Raw genomic sequence first — 20,106 nt, 5'->3', positions numbered from 1 at the left:
CCAGCGAAACGCCTGATTGTCACCGCCCCCGCCGGGGACGTGACACCCGACACTGGCGAAAGAAGGGCAATTTGCCTACGATCAGCCATCAGGTGTGGCGGGCTTGCCTCATGAAAGACGTTGACGTCGTGATCATTGGCGCCGGTTCCGCGGGGCTTGCCGCGGCCAAGACGCTTCGAGCGGCCGGGCTTTCCTTCATTCTTCTCGAGGCGATGGATCGCATCGGCGGCCGCGCCTGGACCAGCGACCGCCATTTCGGCGTGCCCTTCGACATTGGCTGCGCCTGGCTGCACGCGGCAGACCGCAATCCTTATTTTCCGGACGCCCAGGCGGCCGGCTGGACGCTGCATCACCACGACATGAATGTCGACCACCTCTATTACCGCAAGCGCAAGGCGGGCGAGGAGGAAGAGGCCGAGATGAAGGCGGCCGATGCCAAGCTGTTCGAATTGCTCGCCAATCACCAGGTCGAGGAAGGCGACGACGACCGGCTGTCGGCGCTGCTCGCCAAGGGCCAGGCGCCGCGCGCGGCCGCCACCTTCGCCGGCCCGATGGATTTCGGCGCCGACGAGGACGAGATCTCGATCCGTGACTTCCAGGCGGCGGCCGACCTCGACCCCAATTATTTCAGCAAGGAAGGGTTCGGCGCGCTGGTCGCGCGCTTCGGCTTCGATGTGCCGGTCGAGCTGTCGACGCCGGTGCGCAAGATCCTCTGGGATGTACCGGGCGTCGCCTGCGTCACCGACCGCGGCACGGTGCGCGCGAAGGCGGTGATCGTCACCGCCTCGCCGGCCGTGCTCGCCTTCGAGGAGATCGAGTTCTCGCCGGCGCTGCCCGACGCGCATTTCGGCGCCTTCTTCGACCTGCCCATGGGCATGCTGACCAAGCTGCCGGTGGAGATCAAGGGCACGCGGCTCGGCCTTGAACCTTTCGACGACCTTCTGATCGAACGCATGGCCAGGCACGACATCTATTTCCTCTGCTTCCCCTTCGACCTCGACCTGATGGTCGGCTTCGTCGGCGGCGACTTCGCTTGGGAGATGTCGGCCGCCGGCGAGGCGGCCGGGGTCGATTTCGTCGTCGACCGCCTGTGCGGCATCTTCGGCGGCGACGTGAGGAAGCATGTCGGCCGCGCCATGATGACAAACTGGGGCGCGGAGCGCTTTGTGCGCGGCGCCTATGCCGCGGCGCGCCCTGGCCGTTCGGAGGCGCGCGCGACGCTGCTGCAGCCGCTAGCGGAAAAGATCTTCTTCGCCGGCGAGCATGTCGCCGGCCCGCTGATCCAGACCTGCGGCGGCGCCAGGCTTTCGGGCGAAAGCGTGGCCCGGCAGGTCATTGCCCAGCTCGCTACGAAATAGCTTCGGAACGCCGGAGGCCCGGCGGACGTTTCGACGAGGCTTCCACCTCTTCCGCATGTTGAAAACAAGATGAAGCTGTTCGACTGTCCAAACTGCGGCCACCGCCTTTATTTCGAGAACGCCCAGTGTCTGAACTGTTCCAGCCTGGTGCTCTACGACCCGTACGAAGCACGTTTCCTGCTGGCGGGTGCGAGCGGCATTGCCGCATGCGGCAATGCCGATGAATGCGCCTGCAACTGGCGGGCCGAGGCTGGCCGGACTTTCTGCCGCGCCTGCGCCCTCAACCAGGTCATTCCCGACCTTTCCATCGACGGCAACCGTCGGCGCTGGATCCGGATCGAAGCAGCGAAGAAGCGGGCCGTCTATTCACTGCTCGCCTTTGGCCTGCCGGTCGTTCCCAAGGCCGGCCCGGACGACGAGGTTGGGCTTGCCTTCGACCTCCTCGCCGACCCGATCGGCGCCGGTCCGGGCGGAGAGCGCATCCTGACCGGCCATGACAACGGCTTGGTCACGCTCAACGTTGCCGAGGCCGATTCCGTCGAGCGCGAGCGACGACGCGTCGAAATGGGCGAGAATTACCGCACCCTGCTCGGCCATTTCCGCCACGAGCTTGGCCACTATTATTGGGACCGGCTGATCCGTGGCGATCCCGCGCGACTTTCGGCCTTTCGCTCGCTTTTCGGCGACGAGCAGGCCGATTATGAGCAGGCCCTGAAGGCATACTACGCCAATGGCGCGCCGCCGGACTGGCAGCAACGCCACATCTCCGCCTATGCCGCATCCCATCCCTGGGAGGACTGGGCCGAGACCTGGGCGCATCATCTCCACATCGCCGACACGCTGGAAATGGTCCATGCGCTGAATTTTCCGCTGGGCCGGCTGGAGACCGTGGATGCCGACGCCATCCCGCGCGGCGACACTGGTGGCCGTCTGCACCCGGCGCCCGCCGATCCCGACCTGGATCCGGAGCCATTTGAAAGGATCCTGGCCCGCTGGCTGGTATTGTCGGAGGCATCCAACTCGATCAACCGCTGCATGGGTCTGCCGGATCTGTACCCCTTCGTGATTTCCGAGGTGGCGGCGGGCAAACTCGCATTCGTGCACGAGCTTTTGACAGGCGCGCCGAAAAAGGCCTGGAACAATTCGTGAGCGGGCGCAAAGCACTTTAGCCGGAACGCATAAGCCTTTGTTTCGTTTCCGATCCCGAGGGAGCGTTGAAAACGGAGAGAAGAACCATGACACGCGTGTTGTTTCCGGCTCTGGCCGGTGCGCTGCTCACAATCTCGGGCGCAGCTTTCGCCGACACTCCCGTACAGGCGGTGACCGACTTGAACGTTCGCGCTGGCCCCGGGCCGCAATATCCGGTTATCGGCGTGCTGGCGGCAGGGCAGTCGGCCACGCTTAACGGCTGCATCGAAGGCAGCAAATGGTGCACGATCGCCGAAGCCGACGGCAAGGGCTGGGTCTATTCCGACTATGTGACGGGCGATTTCGGCGGCAGCCGCGTCGTCGTGACCCGCCGCCCGGCCAATGCCGAGATCGCCGTCGTCGCCCCGCCGACCGACAACATCTACACGACCGATACCTACACCGGCGCCATCGTTTCCAACGACGACGCCATCGAGTCGATCGGCAGGCCGCCGGCCGAGGTCGGCACCTATGTCGCCACGCACCGGGTCGACCCGGTCTATCTCGACGGCGAGGTGGTGACCGGCGCCACACTGCCCGACACGGTCGAGCTGCGCGAGATCCCCGATTACCGGTATCGCTACGTCTATGTGAACAACCAGCCGGCGCTGGTCGACCCTGGCACGCGGCGCATCGTCTATGTGATGCGTTGATCGGCCTGATCGCCGTGAGAAGAGCGGCCGCCGGCGATGGCGGCCGTTTCTTTTGTGTGCCGGCGGCTCAGGCCGCCTGCATCTGTTCGATGCCGCGCAGCAGACGTTTGTGGATTGCCGAAGCTTCCGAATTTCGTCATCCACGGGCGGAGCGGAAGCGAAGCGGACGCGTAGACCCGAGGATCCATTCCGTGACTTTGCGCGAAGGGTAAAGTCGGCGCAGAACAGAGATCGTTCTGCACCGTCGTGACGCTTACAGGTAACGGAATGGATCCAAGGGTCTGCGCGGCGTCACTTCGCTCCTTGCTCCGCCCCAGGATGACGATCGATATACGTTTCAGCAAGTTTCCAACCGTGGCGTCCGCGCCGCATTGTGCTCGAGCCGATCCTATTCAGCCGCGAACCTCGATGGCGTAATCACGCGGTAACCACTGGTCGCCATAGATCATGCAGCCGAAAGCCTTCGGCAGGGGAGCCGCGTGACGATCGAAAATGCCGCCTTCGAGCGCTATCGCCGCTCGCCGAACGGAAAGACCAATTTGCTGCGCCTGTTCTTCGGGACGGCGATCGTCATCGCCTTCTGGATGGCGATGACGGCTCTGGTGCTGTTTGCCGGCACCTATGTCTACATCGTCTGGCGTCTCCCCGGCCCCTCGACCGGGCGCTACATGCAGGACTTCCTGGCATCGCCCACCGGCATCCTGAGCGCGCTGACCTCCTTTGCCGGCATCTGGATCGGCCTGTGGGTGGCGATGCGCTTCGTCCACGGTGAGCCGCTGTCGGCCCTGTTCGGCGTCAGCCGCCGCGTCGCGGGCGGCGATTTCCTCAAGGGCCTGGCCGCGGTGATGATCACCTCGCTCTTTTCCGAGGTCTTGCTCTATTGGCTGCAGCCCGAGATCGCGCGCGGACCGATCGCCTTTTCGTCCTGGCTGCTCTTCCTGGTGCCGATCGTGCTGCTCGCCTTTCTACAGACCTCGTCGGAGGAGATGCTGTTTCGCGGCTATCTGCTGCGCGGCCTCGCCTATCGCTTCAGCAGCCCGCTGGTCTGGGCGCTGCTGCCCGGGCTGCTGTTCGCGTCGCTGCACTGGAATTCGGCCTCGACACTTGCCATCAATGCCTGCGTGCTGGTCTCGATCGGCACCTTTGCCCTGCTGCTCACGCTCCTGGTCTATGTCACCGGCAATCTGGGCGCCGGTTTCGGCGCCCATCTCGGCAACAATCTGACCGGCTTCCTGCTGATCTCGCACCAGGAGGGCTACAATGGCTTCGCGCTGCTTAATGCCAAGCCCCTTGAAGGCCCCGGCTGGACCGGGCTGGACGCCGTTCTCATCGCCGCGATCGGTATCGTCAGCACGCTTTTGACGATGCTCTTGCTTTTGCACCGCCGCTCGCCGCTCAGGGTCGGGACGATCAAGCAAAGCCTGGGCTGAGTTATCGACAATAGCGGCGTTTTGGCTCGGATTCCGGCATTGTTTTTTGATGCATGCCGTTGCCGCAAAACCGCTGCGCACTTTTGCGCGACATGCATCAGCCTTGACTCCGCGGCCAATTTCCTGTCTAGAGCCGCTGAATTCCGCGACGAGTTTTCTTTCGCGAAAGCCGACCAGGACGCCGAAGCCTCTTTGAGGCCGGTGCTGTAAAGAGATCCTGGAGGCCAACACCCGGCAGCGCGATGCGCCCCCGGGTGCTTTTTGGCTTTGCGCTTTTGCTTGGCGACCCGGCGCGAACGCACTACCTCTCGGTCGAAACCCACCGAGATCAAGGACCGCAGATGTTTGAATCCCTCCAGGAGCGTCTTGGCTCCATCCTGAACGGCCTGACTGGCCGCGGCGCGCTGTCCGAGGCGGATGTCTCGGCGGCTTTGCGCGAGGTGCGCCGTGCGCTGCTCGAGGCCGACGTCGCGCTGGAAGTGGTTCGCTCCTTCACCGACAAGGTGCGCGAGAAGGCGGTCGGCGCCGCGGTGCTGAAGTCGATCAAGCCCGGACAGATGGTCGTCAAGATCGTCCATGACGAACTGGTCGACATGCTCGGCGCCGAGGGCGTCGCCATCGACCTCAACGCGCCGGCGCCCGTCGTGGTCATGATGGTCGGCCTGCAGGGCTCCGGCAAGACGACCACCTCGGCCAAGATCGCCAAGCGCCTGACCGAGCGGCAGAACAAGAAGGTCCTGATGGCCTCGCTCGACACGCGGCGGCCCGCAGCACAAGAGCAGCTGCGCCAGCTCGGCGAGCAGACCAAGGTCGCTACCTTGCCGATCATCGCCGGCCAGAGCCCGGTCGATATCGCCAAGCGCGCCGTGCAGGCCGCCAGGCTCGGCGGCCATGACGTCGTCATCCTCGACACCGCCGGCCGCACCCATATCGACGAGCCGCTGATGGTCGAGATGGCCGACATCAAGAAGGTGTCGAGCCCGCACGAGATCCTGCTGGTCGCCGACTCGCTGACCGGCCAGGACGCCGTCAACCTTGCCAAGAGCTTCGACGAACGCGTCGGCATCACCGGCCTGGTTCTGACCCGCATGGACGGCGACGGCCGCGGCGGCGCGGCCCTTTCGATGCGCGCCGTGACCGGCAAGCCGATCAAGCTGATCGGCACCGGCGAAAAGATGGACGGGCTGGAGGAATTCCACCCCAAGCGCATCGCCGACCGCATCCTCGGCATGGGCGACATCGTCTCGCTCGTCGAGAAGGCCGCCGAGACCATCGACGCCGAGCAGGCGGCGGCGATGGCCAAGAAGATGCAGTCGGGCAAGTTCGACCTGAACGACCTCGCCCAGCAGCTTCAGCAGATGTCGAAAATGGGCGGCATGGGCGGCATCATGGGCATGATGCCCGGCATGGGCAAGATGAAGGACCAGCTCGCCGCCGCCGGCCTCGACGACAAGATGTTCGGCCGCCAGCTCGCCATCATCTCCTCGATGACCAAGGCCGAGCGCGCCAACCCCGATATGCTCAAACACTCGCGCAAGAAGCGCATCGCCGCCGGCTCCGGCACCGACGCGGCCGAGATCAACAAGCTGTTGAAGATGCACCGCGGCATGGCCGACATGATGAAGGCGATGGGCGGCAAGGGCAAAGGCGGCGGCCTCATGCGCGGCATGATGGGCGGCCTCGCCTCGAAAATGGGCCTTGGCGGCATGATGCCGGGCGGCGGCATGCCCGATCTTTCCAGGATGGATCCCAAGCAGCTCGAGGCCCTGCAGAAGCAGGCGCAGGCCGCCGGTCTCGGCAAAGGCATGCCGGGCGGACTTCCCGGTGGCGGCGGACTGCCGGGCCTGCCCGGCGGCATGAAGCTTCCGGGTCTTCCGGGCCTCGGCGCCGGCGGGCTGCCCGGCCTTGGGAAAAAGAAGTGAGGGGGCGATGAACGAGGAGAAAGACATGGCCGACGCACGCGCCATCCTGGCTGGCTACCGCGCTTCGATCGACAACATCGACGCCGCCCTCATCCATATGCTGGCCGAGCGCTTCCGCTGCACCAAGGCCGTCGGCGTCCTGAAGGCCGAGCATGGCCTGCCGCCCGCCGACCCCGCGCGTGAGCAGCAGCAGATCGCCCGCCTTCGCCAACTGGCGAAGGATGCGCATCTCGACCCGGATTTCGCGGAGAAATTCCTCAACTTCGTCGTCCGCGAAGTGATCCGGCACCACGAACAGATCGCCGCTGCCAACGGCGTGACGAAAACCGGCTGAAACCCAGCTGAAAACTCATCAACGAAATCAGAGCTTTTAGGAGAAAACAATGGCACTGAAGATCAGACTGGCCCGTGCGGGCTCGAAGAAGCGTCCCTACTACCACGTCGTCGTCGCCGACGCCCGTTCGCCGCGCGACGGCCGGTTCATCGAGTCGCTCGGCTCGTGGAACCCGCTGCTGCCGAAGGACGGCGAGCGCGTCAAGGTCGACGCCGATCGCATCAAGCATTGGCTGTCGCATGGCGCCCAGCCGACCGACCGCGTGCTGCGCTTCCTCGACGAGGCCGGCCTTGCCAAGCGCGAGACCCGCTCGAACCCGAACAAGGCCCTGCCCGGCAAGAAGGCGCAGGAACGCGCCGCCCTTTTGAAGAAGGCCCAGGAAGACGCGGCCGCTGCCGCCGCCGCGGCGACCGCCGCGCCGGCCGAGGCTGAAGCCGCCACCGCCGAGTAATCACGGCTTTTTCGTTAACGAGAACGGCGGGCCCATGCCCGCCGTTTTTTATTCGATTGTCCGGTCCGATGCCTCAATAGCCGGACGGGCAGCGCGCCACATAAACGCGTCCGTAGCGGTCGCGGTAGCGGCACTGGCCGGCTTCGCTGGCATGACCGATCAGCGCGCCGGCCACTGCGCCAACAGCGCCGCCGACCACCGCGCCTTGCACCGGATCGCCTGCCACCGCGGCACCGACCGCCGCACCGCCCAGGCCGCCGATCGCAGCACCCTTTTCTGTTTGCGAGCAGGCGCCAAGGGCCACCGTCAGCACCAGGATGGTAATTGCTTTCTTCATTGCTGTTCCTCTCTCAAGCGCCGTCCTCGCCGCCATGCCCTAAACTCACGAACAGCTGAATTGATCCCGCAGATGATGAAGATTGGCCGGCTACGCGCCGGCCGGATTTACGGTACTGAGCGCCAACGCATTGAAACTTCGTGGTTTTCACCGCTCGGTGAGGCGCTTCAGATTGCCGAGCCCGGCCTCGAAATCCTTGCCGATCAGCGTGTCGAAATTCATGAACAGGCCCATCAGCTTGGCGATGAAGGGCCTCGCGCCGCGCATCGCCCAGGTGACGGTCGTGCCCTCGCCGGACGGCGAAAGCGAGAAGTCGACACTGTTGTTGGCCCTGAACGGCTTTTCGAAATCGAGTTTGAGCGAAACCAGCGAGGACGGCACCGAGTTGACGATTTCCATGCGCCCCTTGCCGGCCTTGGAATTGCCCTCCCAGGCATAGGCCGCGCCCTTGCCGCTTTCGGCGCCGGACAGCGTGCGCTGCATCTGGGGGTCGAGCTTTTCGAAGGGCGACCACTCCGGCCAACGCCGGAAATCGTTGATCAGTGGAAAGATCGTCTCGGCCGGCGCCTTGATGCTGGCCGAGCGGGTGACGACGAAATCGTTCGGCCGGGTCGCGGCATAGACCAGCACGGCGGCGATGATGAGGGCCAGGATGATGAGGATGGTGGCAAACATCTCTTCTCCTCCCTATCGCGAAAACGGGATCAGCGCGCGCACTCTTGCGTCGCGCAGATAGAGCCCGCCCCACAGGATAATGCCGAGATAGACGCCAAACAGCGTGTGCGAGAACAGCGGGTTGCCAATCCGCACATGCGTCGAAATCGCGCCGCCCATATAGGCGGTGAGCAGGATGGCGCCGAGCACCGACGTGCGTGGCCATGCGTAGAGCGCGGTCGAGACCAGGCCGATGACGCCCAGCATGCGCGCCACATTCGGATCGGCCGGCCAGCCGAGCTGCGCCATCGTTTGCGTGACGATGTCGAGCGGCGGCAGCTTGATGGCGCCGTCGAAGATCATGAACAGGACGATGACGCCGCTGAGCGCGCGCCCGGCCCACAAAGCGCCTTTTGAAGCAGGCGCGGCTTCGGAAATGCTCATGGATATTCCCTCCTGATGGTTTCGAATGCCGGCCATTTGCCGGGTTCGATCCAAGGACGAAGGAACATGCCGCGATCCTACACGCCTTCGTCATACTCGGGCTTGACCCGAGTATCCATGCCGTGACGTCGAACGAAAAATGCAGCGCTCTAGAATGAAGCTCCAGCCAGGCGATCTTAACTTCTGGCCCGATGGCGCCCGTGACCAACACACAGGATCGAGGGTCTCCGCGACGGAGCTTCGCTCCTTGCTTCGCCCTAGAATGACGAAGAGAACACAGCGCTTTCGACCAATCTCCGAGGGCAGAGCCCTCGTGGGTCGACCTCCTAAGAGAAATAGAACTTGTCGGCCGCGATCATCTTCGGCGGAGTCTCGTCCAGCGCCTCGAACACGGAGATCTCGCAGACGCGGCAAAGGCCGTCGAGCGCCAAGTCGTTGGCCTCGATGCCGAACGGGTCCTCGAGCTCCTCCGACAGCGCGTCGAGGCCGAAGAACGTATAGGCGATCAGCGCCGTGAACAGCGGCGTCGCCCAACCCGTGGTCGAGACCAGGCCGATCGGCAAGAGCAGGCAGACGACATAGGCCGTGCGGTGCACCAGCAGCGTATAGGCGAAGGGCAAGGGCGTGCCGGCGATCCGCTCGCAGCCGGCCTGGATGGCGGCGATCGCGGCCAGCCTTTCATCGAGGATGCGGAAGCCGATCGGGTCGAGCGCGCCCGCCTCGCGCCGCGCATTGGCGCGCCGGCCCATGCGGCGGACCATGTCGTCGGCCGGGTTGGTGCGGGCGGCGGCCTTGTCGACCTCGTCGCCGATGAAGGCGCGGGCGTCCTTTATGCTGTCGATTTTGCGCAGTTGCCCGCGCAGCAGGTGGCAGAAGGCAAGCGCCTCCATCAGAAGCGCGCGCTGCTCGGCGCGGTCGCCGACCAGGCTGGTGGTGGCGCGCGCCAGGTTGCGTATCTCGAAAACCAGCGCGCCCCAGAGTTTGCGCGCCTCCCACCAGCGGTCATAGGCGGCGTTGTTGCGGAACGACAGATAGATCGAGAGCGTCACGCCGACGAGCCCGAAAGGCGCGATGCTGAAAGCGCTGAGGTCGAGCTGGAACTGTCGCGCCAGAAGCAGGATGACCGCCGAATAGAGGGCGAAGCCGAAAATCTGCGGCAGGATGCGCGGCACCACCGAACCACGCATGATGAAGAACAATTGCAGGAATGTCGGACGCGGTCGGACGATCATCGGGTTAACCTTTGCAAGCCGGCCTGGCTTTGATGTCTTATTGTGCGGTCGATGCCCGCGGCGCGACAGCAAGCGACATCGAGATGTCGTCGGCACGGCCGGACCGTCGGCCCTTGCATGTATTGAGACATGCGACTGCGACTGCCAAGAGGAGGAGCGACGATGACGGGCGAGACCGACCTGCAAAAACTGCTCGCGTCGATGACGCCGCAACTGCTTGCCGACGTCTATGTGTTCGCGACGCTGGCGCCGGACACGCCGGTTCCGGCGAGACTCGATCCCATCATGCAATTTCGCGAGCGGGAAGGCCTGACCCTGGTCACAACCGAAGACGAGGCGAAGGCCGCCGGCCTTGCCGGAACGTTCCGCTGCCGGATGATCACGCTCGACATCCACTCCTCGCTGGAAGCCGTCGGCTTCCTCGCCGCCATCACGAGACGGCTCGCGGCGGCCGGCATGAGCGTCAATCCGGTCTCGGCCTTCCATCACGACCATCTCTTCGTGCCCGCCGACCGGGCCGAGGAGGCGCTGGCCATATTGCAGCGGTTGGCGGCGGAAAGCGGTGGGTGAACTCAGCGCCTGAGCGCATAGAGATGGTTTCGGCGACGGCTCGGCCAACAAGGAAGGCCTGCCGGATATTTCGCGATGGTGGCGGCATCGGAGCCGATGGCCGGGCGTACGGTGATTTCGGTCCGGTCACTCATAGGCCGGCGCTGCCCCTCATCCGCCCTTCGGGCACCTTCTCCCCGTTGAACCGGGAGAAGGAAGGGCGTCCCGGCCAAAGGCCGAGCCCGCGACTGCGGGCCGCCGGTCGTCCGGCGCCCCCCGCGGAGGGCCCGCCGCGGCAGCGGCGATACGGCCCGCGAGCGAAAACAAACTGCCGAAGGCCGAGCCCGCGACCGCGGGCCGCCTGTCGTCCGGCGCCCCCGCGGAGGGCCAGCCGCGGCAGCGGCGATACGGCCCGTGAGCGAGAAACCAAACGGCCAAGGGCCGAGCCCGCGACCGCGGGCCGCCGGTCGTCCGGCGCCCTCGCGGAGGGCCAGCCGCGGCAGCGGCGATACGGCCCGTGAGCGAAAACAAACTTCCGTCAGGCCGCCTTCTTCTTCGGCTGGATGAGGCCGCGCTCGACCAGCAGCTCGGCGATCTGCACGGCGTTCAGCGCCGCGCCCTTGCGCAGATTGTCGGAGACCACCCACATCGACAGGCCGTTGTCGACGGTCGAATCCTCGCGGATGCGCGAGATGAACGTGGCGTCCTCGCCAGCCGATTCGAGCGGCGTGATGTAGCCGCCGTTCTCGCGCTTGTCGAGCACCTGGCAGCCGGGCGCCTCGCGCAGGATCTCGCGCGCTTCATCCGCCGTGATCGGCTTCTCGAACTCGATGTTGACGGCTTCCGAATGGCCGATGAACACCGGCACGCGCACGCAGGTCGCCGTCAGCTTGATCTTTGGGTCGAGCATCTTCTTGGTCTCGGCGACCATCTTCCACTCTTCCTTGGTGAAGCCGTCGTCGAGGAAGACGTCGATATGCGGGATGACGTTGAAGGCGATGCGCTTGGTGAACTTCTTGACGTCGACCTGGTCGGCGACGAACACCGCGCGGGTCTGGGTGAACAGCTCATCCATGCCTTCCTTGCCGGCGCCGGAGACCGACTGGTAGGTGGCGACGACGACGCGCTTGATGGTGGCGATGTCATGCAGCGGCTTCAGCGCCACGACGAGCTGCGCGGTCGAGCAGTTCGGGTTGGCGATGATGTTCTTGCGTGTAAACAGCGAGATCGCGTCCGGGTTGACCTCCGGCACGATCAGCGGCACGTCCGGATCGTATCGGAAGGCCGACGAATTATCGATGACGACGCAGCCCTGCTTGCCGATCTTCGGCGACCATTCCTTCGACACATTGCCGCCCGCCGACATGACGCAGATGTCGGTATCGGAAAAATCGTACTGGTCGAGCGCCTTGACCTTCAGCGTGCGGTCGCCGAAGGACACTTCGGTGCCCTGGCTGCGCCGCGACGCCAGCGCCACCACTTCGCTCACCGGGAAGCCGCGTTCGTCCAGAATGTTGAGCATTTCGCGGCCCACATTGCCCGTGGCGCCGACTACCGCAATCTTGAAACTCATCTGATATCTCCTGTCCCTCTCCGCTTGGTTGTTGGAGAAAACCCGCCGGCCTCATGCGGGTTCCGTCCCCGGGCCGGACCCGGGAGAGGGTGGTTAGGCCAAGGGAATCACACCGTTTTGGTGGTGGTTTTGGCCGTAGTTTTGCTGGAACGAACGGACGCGTCTAAGCGCCCAGCCCAATGCGTTACATTGTGGCTGGGGGAATCGAATGCAAGAAGAGCCATCAAAAGGCCGCGCATCGAAAAACGATCCCGTTCGACGCGGGCTTTTACGCGGTTTGATGAAAGAGTCAATTGGCGCAACTCTCTCCTTCTCCCCGTCACTATACGGGGAGAAGGTGCCCGAAGGGCGGATGAGGGGCGGCGCCGACTTCGACAGTTAGCTCGTCCGGAAGTGAGGCCTGAAGCCTCGCCCCTGCCTTACCTATCAGCGGTCGCGCTGCCCCTCACCTGCCTGCCGGCATCCTCTCCCCGTATAGTGACGGGGAGAGGGGCGCTCTCGCGAGCGGTTTCGCCAGCCGGCACAGCATGGTCGCGGTTCCGGTGGAGCCGATGCACTATACAAGTGAGGCCGCAAGAAGTACGAACGCCCAAATATCCTTTGGCTGGCGCAGTGCCGGCCTTGTGCTCCACGACGAGCACAGAACCCCGAATTCCGAAAGAAGAAAATGTCCAGTTTCGAAACGATCGTTCCTGCGCTGGCGGAGGCGCTGGAAAAGCGCGGTTATTCAGCGCTGACGCCGGTGCAGAAGGCGGTGCTTGGGCCGGAGCTCGGCCAAGCCGACGCGCTGGTTTCGGCGCAGACCGGGTCCGGCAAGACCGTCGCCTTCGGCCTTGCTGTGGCGCCGACCCTGCTTGGCGGTGCTGAGCGTTTCGCCGTCGCCGGCGCGCCGCTGGGGCTGGTCGTGGCGCCGACGCGCGAGCTGGCGCTGCAGGTGCGGCGCGAGCTCGAATGGCTTTACGAACTGACTGGCGCGCAGATCGCCTCCTGCGTCGGCGGCATGGACATGCGCACCGAGCGGCGCGCGCTGGAACGCGGCGCCCACATCGTCGTCGGCACGCCCGGGCGGCTGCGCGACCACATCACGCGCGGCGCGCTCGACATGTCGGCGCTGAAGGCCGTGGTGCTCGACGAGGCCGACGAGATGCTCGACCTCGGTTTTCGCGAAGACCTCGAATTCATCCTCGATGCCGCACCGCCCGAGCGCCGCACGCTGATGTTTTCCGCCACCGTGCCGCGCTCCATCGCAACGCTCGCCCAGGGCTACCAGCGCGACGCGGTGCGGATCTCCGCCGGCGGCGAGGAAAAGCAGCATCTCGACATCGAATACCGAGCGCTCAGCGTTGCCCAGGCCGACCGGGAAAACGCCATCATCAACGTGCTGCGCTACTACGAGGCGCAAAACGCGCTGGTGTTCTGCAACACACGCGCGGCGGTCAACCACCTGACGGCGCGCTTCAACAACCGCAATTTCTCCGTCGTGGCGCTGTCGGGCGAGCTCAGCCAGAACGAGCGCAGCCACGCGCTGCAGGCGATGCGCGACGGCCGCGCAAAAGTTTGCATCGCAACGGATGTCGCGGCGCGCGGCATCGACCTGCCCAATCTCGAGCTGGTGGTGCATGCCGATCTGCCGACCAACCCCGAGACGCTGCTGCATCGCAGTGGTCGCACGGGCCGCGCCGGGCGCAAGGGCGTCAGCGCGCTCATCGTGCCGGGCAATGCCCGCAGGCGCACCGAGCGGCTGCTTGGCAATGCCGGCATCAAGGCGACATGGGCGAGCCCGCCCTCGGCCGACGATGTGCTGCGCCGCGACGACGAGCGCATTCTGGCCGATCCCGCGCTTGCCGAACCGATCAACGAGGAGGAGCGCTCCTTCATCGAGACGCTGCTCGACCAGCACGGCGCCGAACAAGTGGCGGCTGCCTTCGTGCGGCTTTGCCGCAGCAGCCGCTCGGCGCCTGAGGACCTGCTCGACGTCGCGCCGTTCACGCCTTCGCATGAAAGATTGGCGGGCGAGAAATTCGCGCGCCGGGAGGAGACACCCAGCCGCCGCGACGATTTCGGCGACAGCGTCTGGTTCTCGCTTTCGGTCGGCCGCCGGCAGAATGCCGAGCCGCGCTGGCTGATCCCGATGCTGTGTCGCACCGCCGGCATGTCCAAGCGCGAGATCGGCGCCATCAAGATGCAGCCGGAAGAAACCTTCGTGCAGATCGCCGCCGACTGGGCCGACCGGTTCGTCGCCGCGATCGGCCCCGACCGCAAGCTGCAGGGCAACATCGCGGTCAAGCGGATCGACGGCACGCCGGACCTGTCGCGCGCCGGCTACCAGCCGCCGAAGCCGGACAAGAAGCCGCATCGCGGCAAGGGTGCTTTCGACCAGAAGAGCCCCAGATTCGAGAAGCGGGAACCGGGCGAGCGACAGCCTGGCGGCGAGGCGAAATCTTGGGCGAAGAAGCCGGCAAAGGCGAAGTTCGACAAGCCGAAATCCGACCAGTCGGCAAAGCGCAAGAAGCAGAAGAAGCGGCCAGCGTAAGATCGCGACGGAAGTTGGAAGCCGACCCGCGGCGAGCGCCGGGTAGATCGCCAACCTCGGAGATTAGCTGAAGCGTCCGAACTTCGTCATCCACGGGCGGAGCGGGAGCGAAGCGGACGCGTAGACCCGAGGATCCATTCCGTGACCTCGCGCGAAGAGTCGCGACGGTGCGGAACGAAGGCTTTTTCTGAACCGCTGCGACGCTCATAGGTCACGGAATGGATCCATGGTCTGTGCTGCGTCGCTTCGCTCCTTGCTCCGCCATGGAATGACGAAGGCGTGGTGGCTGCCGGCTCCCGCAACGTCGGGCCGACCGGCTGGTTTCACCCCAGGAACTTGGCGATGATGGCGTCGCCCATTTCGGTGGTGCCGACTTCCTTCATGCCTTCCGAGAAGATGTCCTTGGTGCGCAGGCCGTCGTCGAGCACGGCGGCGATCGCCGCTTCGAGCTTGTCGGCCTCGGCGACCATGCCGAAGGAATAGCGCAGGCACATGGCGAAGGACGCGATCATCGCGATCGGGTTGGCGATGCCCTTGCCGGCGATGTCGGGCGCCGAGCCGTGCACCGGCTCGTAGAGCGCCTTGCGCTTCTTGGTCTTCACATCCGGCGCGCCGAGTGAGGCCGACGGCAGCATGCCGATCGAGCCGGTCAGCATGGCGGCGATGTCGGACAGCATGTCGCCGAACAGATTGTCGGTGACGATGACGTCGAACTGCTTCGGCCAGCGCACCAGCTGCATGCCGCCGGCATCGGCCAGCATGTGGTCGAGCTTGACGTCGCGGTATCTGGCCTTGTGCGTCTGGCCGACCACTTCGTTCCACAACACGCCCGACTTCATGACGTTGCGCTTTTCCATCGAGGTGACGTGGTTCTTGCGCGTGCGCGCCAGCTCGAAGGCGACGCCCGAAATGCGCTCGATCTCGAACGTGTCGTAGACCTGGGTGTCGATGCCGCGCTTCTGGCCGTTGCCGAGATCGATGATCTGTTTCGGCTCGCCGAAATAGACGCCGCCGGTGAGCTCGCGCACAATAAGGATATCCAGGCCCTCGACCACGTCCTGCTTGAGCGAGGAAGAGGCGGCCAAAGCCGGGTAGCAGATCGCGGGCCTGAGGTTGGCGAACAGCTCCATGTCCTTGCGCAGCCGCAGCAGGCCGGCCTCGGGGCGCACCTCGTAGGGCACGGCATCCCATTTCGGCCCGCCGACGGCGCCGAACAGCACCGCATCCGCCGCCATCGCCTTTGCCATGTCTGCATCGGAGATCGCCGCGCCATGCGCGTCGTAAGCGCAGCCGCCGACCAGCCCCTCGTCGGTGGCGAAGCCGCTGCCGAGCTTGTCGTTCATGGCCTTGATCAGCTTCTTCACCTCGGTCATGGCCTCAGGGCCGATGCCGTCGCCGGCGAGCAGGAAGAGATTTTTCGAAGCCATGGAGAACCGTCCGGTGAGAGAATTGAACCGGCGCCTTGCTAAACGGCAAGCGCTTGCGGCGCAAGGGGACGAGCGCCGAGATCCTTCACACCCCCTCTGCCCTGCCGGGCATCTCCCCCGCAAGGGGGGAGATCGATGCACTTCGGCCTTCGCCAATCGCCGACGTTGAAAAAGAGGAGCGGGGCGGCCAAGCTGCCAATCTCCCCCTTGCGGGGGTTGAGGAGCGGTCCGCGCAGCGGACGGGAAGCCAATTGCTCGGCTTTCCGAGCGACGAAAGCCGGCAGGACAGAGAGGGGTGCTGTCCCGCCAGCGTCTCAAGAAGACCGGCAGCGCCTACCGATGCGACAGGATATTCACCAGCCGGCCGAACGGGTCGCGCACATAGAAGCGCCGCACGCCCCAGGGCTCGTCAGCCGGGCCATATTCGACGGCGAAGCCGGCGGCCTTCATACCCGCAAGCGCCGCATCCACGTCGTCGACCTCGATCGAAAGGTCCGGCACCGGCGTACCCGATCCGCCCTCGGCCATGAAGCTCACCTGCGCCTGCATCCGTTCCTCGGATCCATAGGTGGCGATCCAGCCTTGATCCATGAGGATGTCGAGGCCAAGCACGTCATGATAGAAGCGCTTCGCCGCCGCGATGTCCCTTGTGGCGATGTTGGCTACGATGCGTCGGACAGTCATCGCTCCGGCCCCTGTGCCGTGCGCCGCAGCGCCGTCACCTCGATCTCGATCTTCATCTCCGACTTGTTGAGCTGGCACACGATCATCGTCGCCGCCGGGCGGATGTCGCCGAACGCCTCGCCGAGGATCGGGAAGACCACGTCAACGAAGGCCTGGTCGGTGATGTAATAATGCGCCCGCACCACGTCGGCCATGTCGAAGCCGCCATCGGCCAGCGCCTTGGCGATGGTCGCGAGGCAATTGCGCGTCTGCGCCTCGACCGTATCCGGCATCGTCATGGTGGCATAGTCGTAGCCGGTCGTTCCGGACACGAAACACCAGTCGCCCTGCACCACCGCGCGCGAATAGCCGGCGATCTTCTCGAAGGGGGAGCCAGTGGAGATGAGCTTGCGCATGGGCGGCCTCGTTGGGTTGCAGGCCTGCATTTAGCAGGCGGAGCGGCGCAGATCGTGGGCCAAGCCGGGCGGAGCATTGTCACGAAGGCAGGCGCAAGCCTTGGAGATTGGTCTGGGCCTTCCTCCGGTCGTTATTCCAGGGCGGAGCAAGGAGCGAAGCGACGCGCGCAGACCCTGGAATCCATGCCGTGACGTCGAAGCGCCGCCAGCGGTGCAGAATTCTGCTCCGATGCACTCTGCGGCAACCGTCACGGCATGGATCCTCGGGCCTGGGCTCCGCTGCGCGTCGCTCCGCCCGTGGATGACGAAGCTGACGGGTGATCAGCAAGACACCGGCCTAAGGTATGTTGAGCTTCAGGTCAGGCCGAGTCGAAAGTGGTGGCTGCCGAGAACCGGAGCGGAGCGTACTTAAGTACGTGAGCACCGGAAGCGCAGGAGGCCGCCACTTGCAGGCCGGCCTCACCTGAATATCAGTATACCTTAATTCCCCGACCCTTGCGCGTCGTCATAGGCCTTCTTGATGTCCGGCGGCCAGTCCTTGACCGGTGGCCAGGCCTGCGGCTCGCCATTGTCGCCGCGGCGGGCGAAATAGACTTTCTGCTTGGCCTGGTCGACCGCCATGAAGCCGTCATTGCCGCCGCAGTCATGCGGCACGCAACCGGTGGCGTAGAAGGCGCCCGATGCCGTCTTTTCGGTGCCGCCGCCGACCAAAAGGCTGGTCGCCATGTCGGGCATGTCGTCGCCCAGCAGCGCCTGTCCGGCCTTGTAGACGGCCTCGTTGTGGAAGGCGTCGATGATGTTGTCGTATTTCGACGGGTCGACGTCCTTCCAGCCGGTGCCGGGTTCGGGCGTGTAGGTCAGGTTGCCGGAGGTCGTCAGCCCTTCCGTGGGCGACCATTGCAGCGCCGGCTTGGAATCGCCGGGCAGCAGATAGGGCACGAAATAGATGGCGCTGTCGGAGATTGCGGCCGGCGGCGCGCCGCATTCGTCCTGCTCGACCGTGGTGGTCTGGATCTCGCCGTCCTTCGGCTTCCAGACGATGACCTTGGCCGGACCGCACTGGTTGCCGCCGTCGCCGACATCGACCAGCGCCACGTTGACGTCGCCGATCTTGACGATCCTGTCGAAGAAGACGTCGTAATTGCTGGCCAGCTGCTTGCCGTCATAGGACAGCACCTTCTCGCCGTCCTGCTCCGGCTGCGTGATGGTGAGCTGGCCGCCTTCGAACGGGATCGGCGCCTGCTTGTCGTCATCCGACGCGGCCTGGTCGCTGCCCGATCCCTGGTCGGATGCGCCTTGATCGGCCGCCGGCTGGTCGGACGTGGCGGGCGCCGGCTGCGTGGCCGGCGCGGCGGTCTGCGCATTCGCGCCGATTGTGGCGAGAAGGATTATTGCCGCCGAAGCGCCGGCGGCGGCCAGAAGCGAGCGTGTCATGACTGTCCCTCCATTCAGCCGCCACGAACCCGGCCTGCCATGGCCGGGGGCCTATCGATATAGCTTAGGTGCTCAGGCCCAGGGGCGCTGCTCGGCATTCTTCTTCTCGAAGGACGCGATGGCGCCGACCTTCTCCATGGTCAGCCCGATGTCGTCGAGGCCGTTCAAGAGGCAATGGCGCTTGAAGTCGTCGAGGTCGAAGGTCACCACGCCGCCGTCCGGTCCGCGGATCTCCTTGGCTTCCAGATCGATCGACAGCGTTGCGTTGGAGCCGCGCGAGGCGTCGTCCATCAGCTTGTCGAGGTCTTCCGGGCTGACGGTGATCGGCAGGATGCCGTTCTTGAAGCAATTGTTGTAGAAGATGTCGGCGAACGAGGTCGAAATCACGCAGCGGATGCCGAAATCCAGCAGCGCCCAGGGCGCATGCTCGCGGCTCGAGCCGCAGCCGAAATTGTCGCCGGCGACCAGGATCTGCGCCTTGCGGTAGGCCGGCTTGTTGAGCACGAAATCCGGGTTCTCCGAACCGTCCTCATTGTAGCGCATCTCGGCGAACAGGCCGGTGCCGAGCCCGGTGCGCTTGATCGTCTTCAGATAATCCTTCGGGATGATCATGTCGGTGTCGACATTGACGATCGGCATGGGCGCGGCAACGCCGGTGAGCTTGGTGAATTTATCCATGATCCTTGCCCGTCTTCTTGGCTTGCGGGGAATTTTGCCGGACGGTTTACACAAAGCCGGCGGCAAATGAAAGGCAACTGTTCGTGCGCGGGCCTTGGGCCAAGTCGAGCATGGCATGCGCGCCGGAGCTGCAATACCTAAAAAACGGCTTCGAAATCCTGGCCGGCTGGTGCAGTCTGCGATCATGGTTGAGCCTTCCAAAGTCCTTTACGCCAGCGAGCCTGCCCTCGACGTCGCCGAATTCCGCCGTGTGCTGGTCGAATCCGGCCTCGGTGCAACACGGCCCGTCGACGACGAAGCGCGCCTGAAGACAATGCTCGGCAATGCCAATCTGGTGCTGACAGCGCGGCTCGACATCGAGGGCAAGCCGCTGATCGGCGTCGCGCGCGGCATCACCGATTTTTCCTGGGTCTGCTACATCTCCGAACTCGCAGTATCCGCCTCGGCACAGGGTCTCGGCGTCGGCAAGGGCCTGATGGACGAGGCGCAGCGGCAGCTCGGGCCTTCGGTCGCCATAAGCCTGATCTCGATGCCCGACGCCGTTGGCTTCTACGAGCGCATCGGCATGACGCGCATGAGCGACGCCTTCTGGTTCTCCCGCAAGCGCTGACCTGAACCGCCACCGATATCGGAGCCGACTCCTGCCTGGAACCGGCGAGCCAGATCGACCCCCACTCCGTCGAGCTTCGCTCGACACCTCTCCCCCGATCGACGGGGGAGAGGAACCGTGCGAGTTCGCCGACCCTGGCTCCCTTCCTCTCCCTCCGGAGGGGGGAGAGGTGGCGCTGCGAAGCAGCGACGGAGTGGGGGAAGGCGCTGCTCAAAAGCGA

20 protein-coding genes are annotated in these 20,106 nt (G+C 65.0%); 10 read left to right on the top strand and 10 right to left on the bottom strand.

Annotation, left to right across the window (positions count from 1 at the left end; all coding sequences use genetic code 11):
• Positions 1 to 110: 110 nt before the first annotated feature.
• From FJ430_RS04765 to rpsP, 7 genes are all read left to right on the top strand, one after another.
• Entirely contained in the window at positions 111 to 1,358 is a 1,248-nt protein-coding gene (locus FJ430_RS04765; RefSeq protein WP_140707260.1) for a flavin monoamine oxidase family protein, read from the top strand.
• A gap of 69 nt (positions 1,359 to 1,427) precedes the next feature.
• Positions 1,428 to 2,507, top strand: a complete 1,080-nt coding sequence (locus tag FJ430_RS04760; RefSeq protein ID WP_140707262.1) for a putative zinc-binding metallopeptidase — start codon at positions 1,428 to 1,430, stop codon at positions 2,505 to 2,507.
• Positions 2,508 to 2,593: 86 nt separating this feature from the next.
• A complete protein-coding gene (locus tag FJ430_RS04755; protein WP_140647871.1) occupies positions 2,594 to 3,199 on the top strand; it encodes a DUF1236 domain-containing protein in 606 nt (201 codons plus the stop codon).
• Between the two features lie 479 nt (positions 3,200 to 3,678).
• Positions 3,679 to 4,629 (top strand): CPBP family intramembrane glutamic endopeptidase, encoded by a 951-nt coding sequence (locus FJ430_RS04750; protein WP_140707264.1) that lies wholly within the window; start codon positions 3,679 to 3,681, stop codon positions 4,627 to 4,629.
• Positions 4,630 to 4,970: 341 nt separating this feature from the next.
• Positions 4,971 to 6,551 carry a signal recognition particle protein gene (ffh, locus tag FJ430_RS04745; protein WP_140707266.1) on the top strand — a complete coding sequence of 527 codons (1,581 nt, stop codon included), beginning with the start codon at positions 4,971 to 4,973 and terminating at the stop codon, positions 6,549 to 6,551.
• Between the two features lie 7 nt (positions 6,552 to 6,558).
• Entirely contained in the window at positions 6,559 to 6,885 is a 327-nt protein-coding gene (locus FJ430_RS04740) for a chorismate mutase (RefSeq protein ID WP_095770012.1), read from the top strand.
• A gap of 49 nt (positions 6,886 to 6,934) precedes the next feature.
• Positions 6,935 to 7,336: a 30S ribosomal protein S16 gene (rpsP, locus tag FJ430_RS04735; RefSeq protein ID WP_140647874.1), complete on the top strand. Its 402-nt coding sequence runs from the start codon at positions 6,935 to 6,937 to the stop codon at positions 7,334 to 7,336.
• A 73-nt stretch (positions 7,337 to 7,409) separates the two neighbouring features.
• On the opposite strand, the gene FJ430_RS04730 is transcribed toward rpsP, so the two are convergent.
• The 4 genes from FJ430_RS04730 to FJ430_RS04715 form a co-directional block, all read right to left on the bottom strand.
• Positions 7,410 to 7,673 carry a YMGG-like glycine zipper-containing protein gene (locus FJ430_RS04730; RefSeq protein ID WP_095770014.1) on the bottom strand — a complete coding sequence of 88 codons (264 nt, stop codon included), beginning with the start codon at positions 7,671 to 7,673 and terminating at the stop codon, positions 7,410 to 7,412.
• Between the two features lie 147 nt (positions 7,674 to 7,820).
• Positions 7,821 to 8,348, bottom strand: coding sequence for an SRPBCC family protein (locus tag FJ430_RS04725; protein ID WP_140707268.1), 528 nt, complete (start codon positions 8,346 to 8,348; stop codon positions 7,821 to 7,823).
• Between the two features lie 12 nt (positions 8,349 to 8,360).
• Positions 8,361 to 8,771: a DoxX family protein gene (locus FJ430_RS04720; protein ID WP_140647876.1), complete on the bottom strand. Its 411-nt coding sequence runs from the start codon at positions 8,769 to 8,771 to the stop codon at positions 8,361 to 8,363.
• A gap of 326 nt (positions 8,772 to 9,097) precedes the next feature.
• Entirely contained in the window at positions 9,098 to 10,003 is a 906-nt protein-coding gene (locus tag FJ430_RS04715) for a bestrophin family protein (protein ID WP_140658646.1), read from the bottom strand.
• Positions 10,004 to 10,165: 162 nt separating this feature from the next.
• Here FJ430_RS04715 and FJ430_RS04710 point away from each other — a divergent pair, with 162 nt between their 5' ends.
• Entirely contained in the window at positions 10,166 to 10,573 is a 408-nt protein-coding gene (locus FJ430_RS04710) for an ACT domain-containing protein (RefSeq protein ID WP_140707270.1), read from the top strand.
• 517 nt (positions 10,574 to 11,090) lie between these two features.
• On the opposite strand, the gene FJ430_RS04705 is transcribed toward FJ430_RS04710, so the two are convergent.
• Positions 11,091 to 12,125 (bottom strand): aspartate-semialdehyde dehydrogenase, encoded by a 1,035-nt coding sequence (locus FJ430_RS04705; protein WP_140707272.1) that lies wholly within the window; start codon positions 12,123 to 12,125, stop codon positions 11,091 to 11,093.
• Positions 12,126 to 12,792: 667 nt separating this feature from the next.
• Here FJ430_RS04705 and FJ430_RS04700 point away from each other — a divergent pair.
• Entirely contained in the window at positions 12,793 to 14,658 is a 1,866-nt protein-coding gene (locus FJ430_RS04700) for a DEAD/DEAH box helicase (protein ID WP_140707276.1), read from the top strand.
• A gap of 323 nt (positions 14,659 to 14,981) precedes the next feature.
• Here FJ430_RS04700 and leuB read toward each other — a convergent pair whose 3' ends face one another.
• From leuB to leuD, 5 genes are all read right to left on the bottom strand, one after another.
• Positions 14,982 to 16,085 (bottom strand): 3-isopropylmalate dehydrogenase, encoded by a 1,104-nt coding sequence (gene leuB / locus FJ430_RS04695; RefSeq protein ID WP_140707278.1) that lies wholly within the window; start codon positions 16,083 to 16,085, stop codon positions 14,982 to 14,984.
• A 333-nt stretch (positions 16,086 to 16,418) separates the two neighbouring features.
• A complete protein-coding gene (locus FJ430_RS04690) occupies positions 16,419 to 16,769 on the bottom strand; it encodes a VOC family protein (RefSeq protein ID WP_140647186.1) in 351 nt (116 codons plus the stop codon).
• On the bottom strand, positions 16,766 to 17,164 hold the full coding sequence (locus FJ430_RS04685) for a RidA family protein (RefSeq protein ID WP_140707280.1): 399 nt from the start codon (positions 17,162 to 17,164) through the stop codon (positions 16,766 to 16,768). Before FJ430_RS04685 ends, FJ430_RS04690 begins: the two co-directional genes overlap by 4 nt.
• 480 nt (positions 17,165 to 17,644) lie before the next feature.
• Entirely contained in the window at positions 17,645 to 18,598 is a 954-nt protein-coding gene (locus FJ430_RS04680; RefSeq protein WP_140707282.1) for a hypothetical protein, read from the bottom strand.
• A 72-nt stretch (positions 18,599 to 18,670) separates the two neighbouring features.
• The gene (leuD, locus tag FJ430_RS04675) at positions 18,671 to 19,276 is read right to left on the bottom strand and encodes a 3-isopropylmalate dehydratase small subunit (protein ID WP_140707284.1); all 606 of its coding nucleotides are present in this window, start codon (positions 19,274 to 19,276) and stop codon (positions 18,671 to 18,673) included.
• A 184-nt stretch (positions 19,277 to 19,460) separates the two neighbouring features.
• Between leuD and FJ430_RS04670 the strand changes: the two genes are divergently transcribed.
• Entirely contained in the window at positions 19,461 to 19,886 is a 426-nt protein-coding gene (locus FJ430_RS04670) for a GNAT family N-acetyltransferase (RefSeq protein WP_140707286.1), read from the top strand.
• The last annotated feature ends 220 nt before the right edge of the window (positions 19,887 to 20,106 follow it).

This window comes from Mesorhizobium sp. B2-8-5, from assembly GCF_006440675.2.
Lineage (GTDB): Bacteria > Pseudomonadota > Alphaproteobacteria > Rhizobiales > Rhizobiaceae > Mesorhizobium.
The sequence above is the reverse complement of the archived record's forward strand: the minus strand, read 5'-3'. Positions and strand labels throughout refer to the sequence as shown.

Excerpts from the sequence above, each read along its gene's own strand:
- FJ430_RS04725 (WP_140707268.1), bottom strand. The coding sequence starts at position 8,348 with ATGTTTGCCACCATCCTCATCATCCTGGCCCTCATCATCGCCGCCGTG.
- FJ430_RS04670 (WP_140707286.1), top strand. The coding sequence starts at position 19,461 with ATGGTTGAGCCTTCCAAAGTCCTTTACGCCAGCGAGCCTGCCCTCGAC.
- FJ430_RS04690 (WP_140647186.1), bottom strand. The coding sequence starts at position 16,769 with ATGACTGTCCGACGCATCGTAGCCAACATCGCCACAAGGGACATCGCG.
- FJ430_RS04760 (WP_140707262.1), top strand. The coding sequence starts at position 1,428 with ATGAAGCTGTTCGACTGTCCAAACTGCGGCCACCGCCTTTATTTCGAG.
- FJ430_RS04715 (WP_140658646.1), bottom strand. The coding sequence starts at position 10,003 with ATGATCGTCCGACCGCGTCCGACATTCCTGCAATTGTTCTTCATCATG.
- FJ430_RS04755 (WP_140647871.1), top strand. The coding sequence starts at position 2,594 with ATGACACGCGTGTTGTTTCCGGCTCTGGCCGGTGCGCTGCTCACAATC.
- rpsP (WP_140647874.1), top strand. The coding sequence starts at position 6,935 with ATGGCACTGAAGATCAGACTGGCCCGTGCGGGCTCGAAGAAGCGTCCC.
- ffh (WP_140707266.1), top strand. The coding sequence starts at position 4,971 with ATGTTTGAATCCCTCCAGGAGCGTCTTGGCTCCATCCTGAACGGCCTG.
- FJ430_RS04730 (WP_095770014.1), bottom strand. The coding sequence starts at position 7,673 with ATGAAGAAAGCAATTACCATCCTGGTGCTGACGGTGGCCCTTGGCGCC.
- FJ430_RS04680 (WP_140707282.1), bottom strand. The coding sequence starts at position 18,598 with ATGACACGCTCGCTTCTGGCCGCCGCCGGCGCTTCGGCGGCAATAATC.
- FJ430_RS04765 (WP_140707260.1), top strand. The coding sequence starts at position 111 with ATGAAAGACGTTGACGTCGTGATCATTGGCGCCGGTTCCGCGGGGCTT.
- leuD (WP_140707284.1), bottom strand. The coding sequence starts at position 19,276 with ATGGATAAATTCACCAAGCTCACCGGCGTTGCCGCGCCCATGCCGATC.
- FJ430_RS04710 (WP_140707270.1), top strand. The coding sequence starts at position 10,166 with ATGACGGGCGAGACCGACCTGCAAAAACTGCTCGCGTCGATGACGCCG.
- FJ430_RS04740 (WP_095770012.1), top strand. The coding sequence starts at position 6,559 with ATGAACGAGGAGAAAGACATGGCCGACGCACGCGCCATCCTGGCTGGC.
- FJ430_RS04700 (WP_140707276.1), top strand. The coding sequence starts at position 12,793 with ATGTCCAGTTTCGAAACGATCGTTCCTGCGCTGGCGGAGGCGCTGGAA.
- FJ430_RS04720 (WP_140647876.1), bottom strand. The coding sequence starts at position 8,771 with ATGAGCATTTCCGAAGCCGCGCCTGCTTCAAAAGGCGCTTTGTGGGCC.
- FJ430_RS04685 (WP_140707280.1), bottom strand. The coding sequence starts at position 17,164 with ATGCGCAAGCTCATCTCCACTGGCTCCCCCTTCGAGAAGATCGCCGGC.
- leuB (WP_140707278.1), bottom strand. The coding sequence starts at position 16,085 with ATGGCTTCGAAAAATCTCTTCCTGCTCGCCGGCGACGGCATCGGCCCT.
- FJ430_RS04705 (WP_140707272.1), bottom strand. The coding sequence starts at position 12,125 with ATGAGTTTCAAGATTGCGGTAGTCGGCGCCACGGGCAATGTGGGCCGC.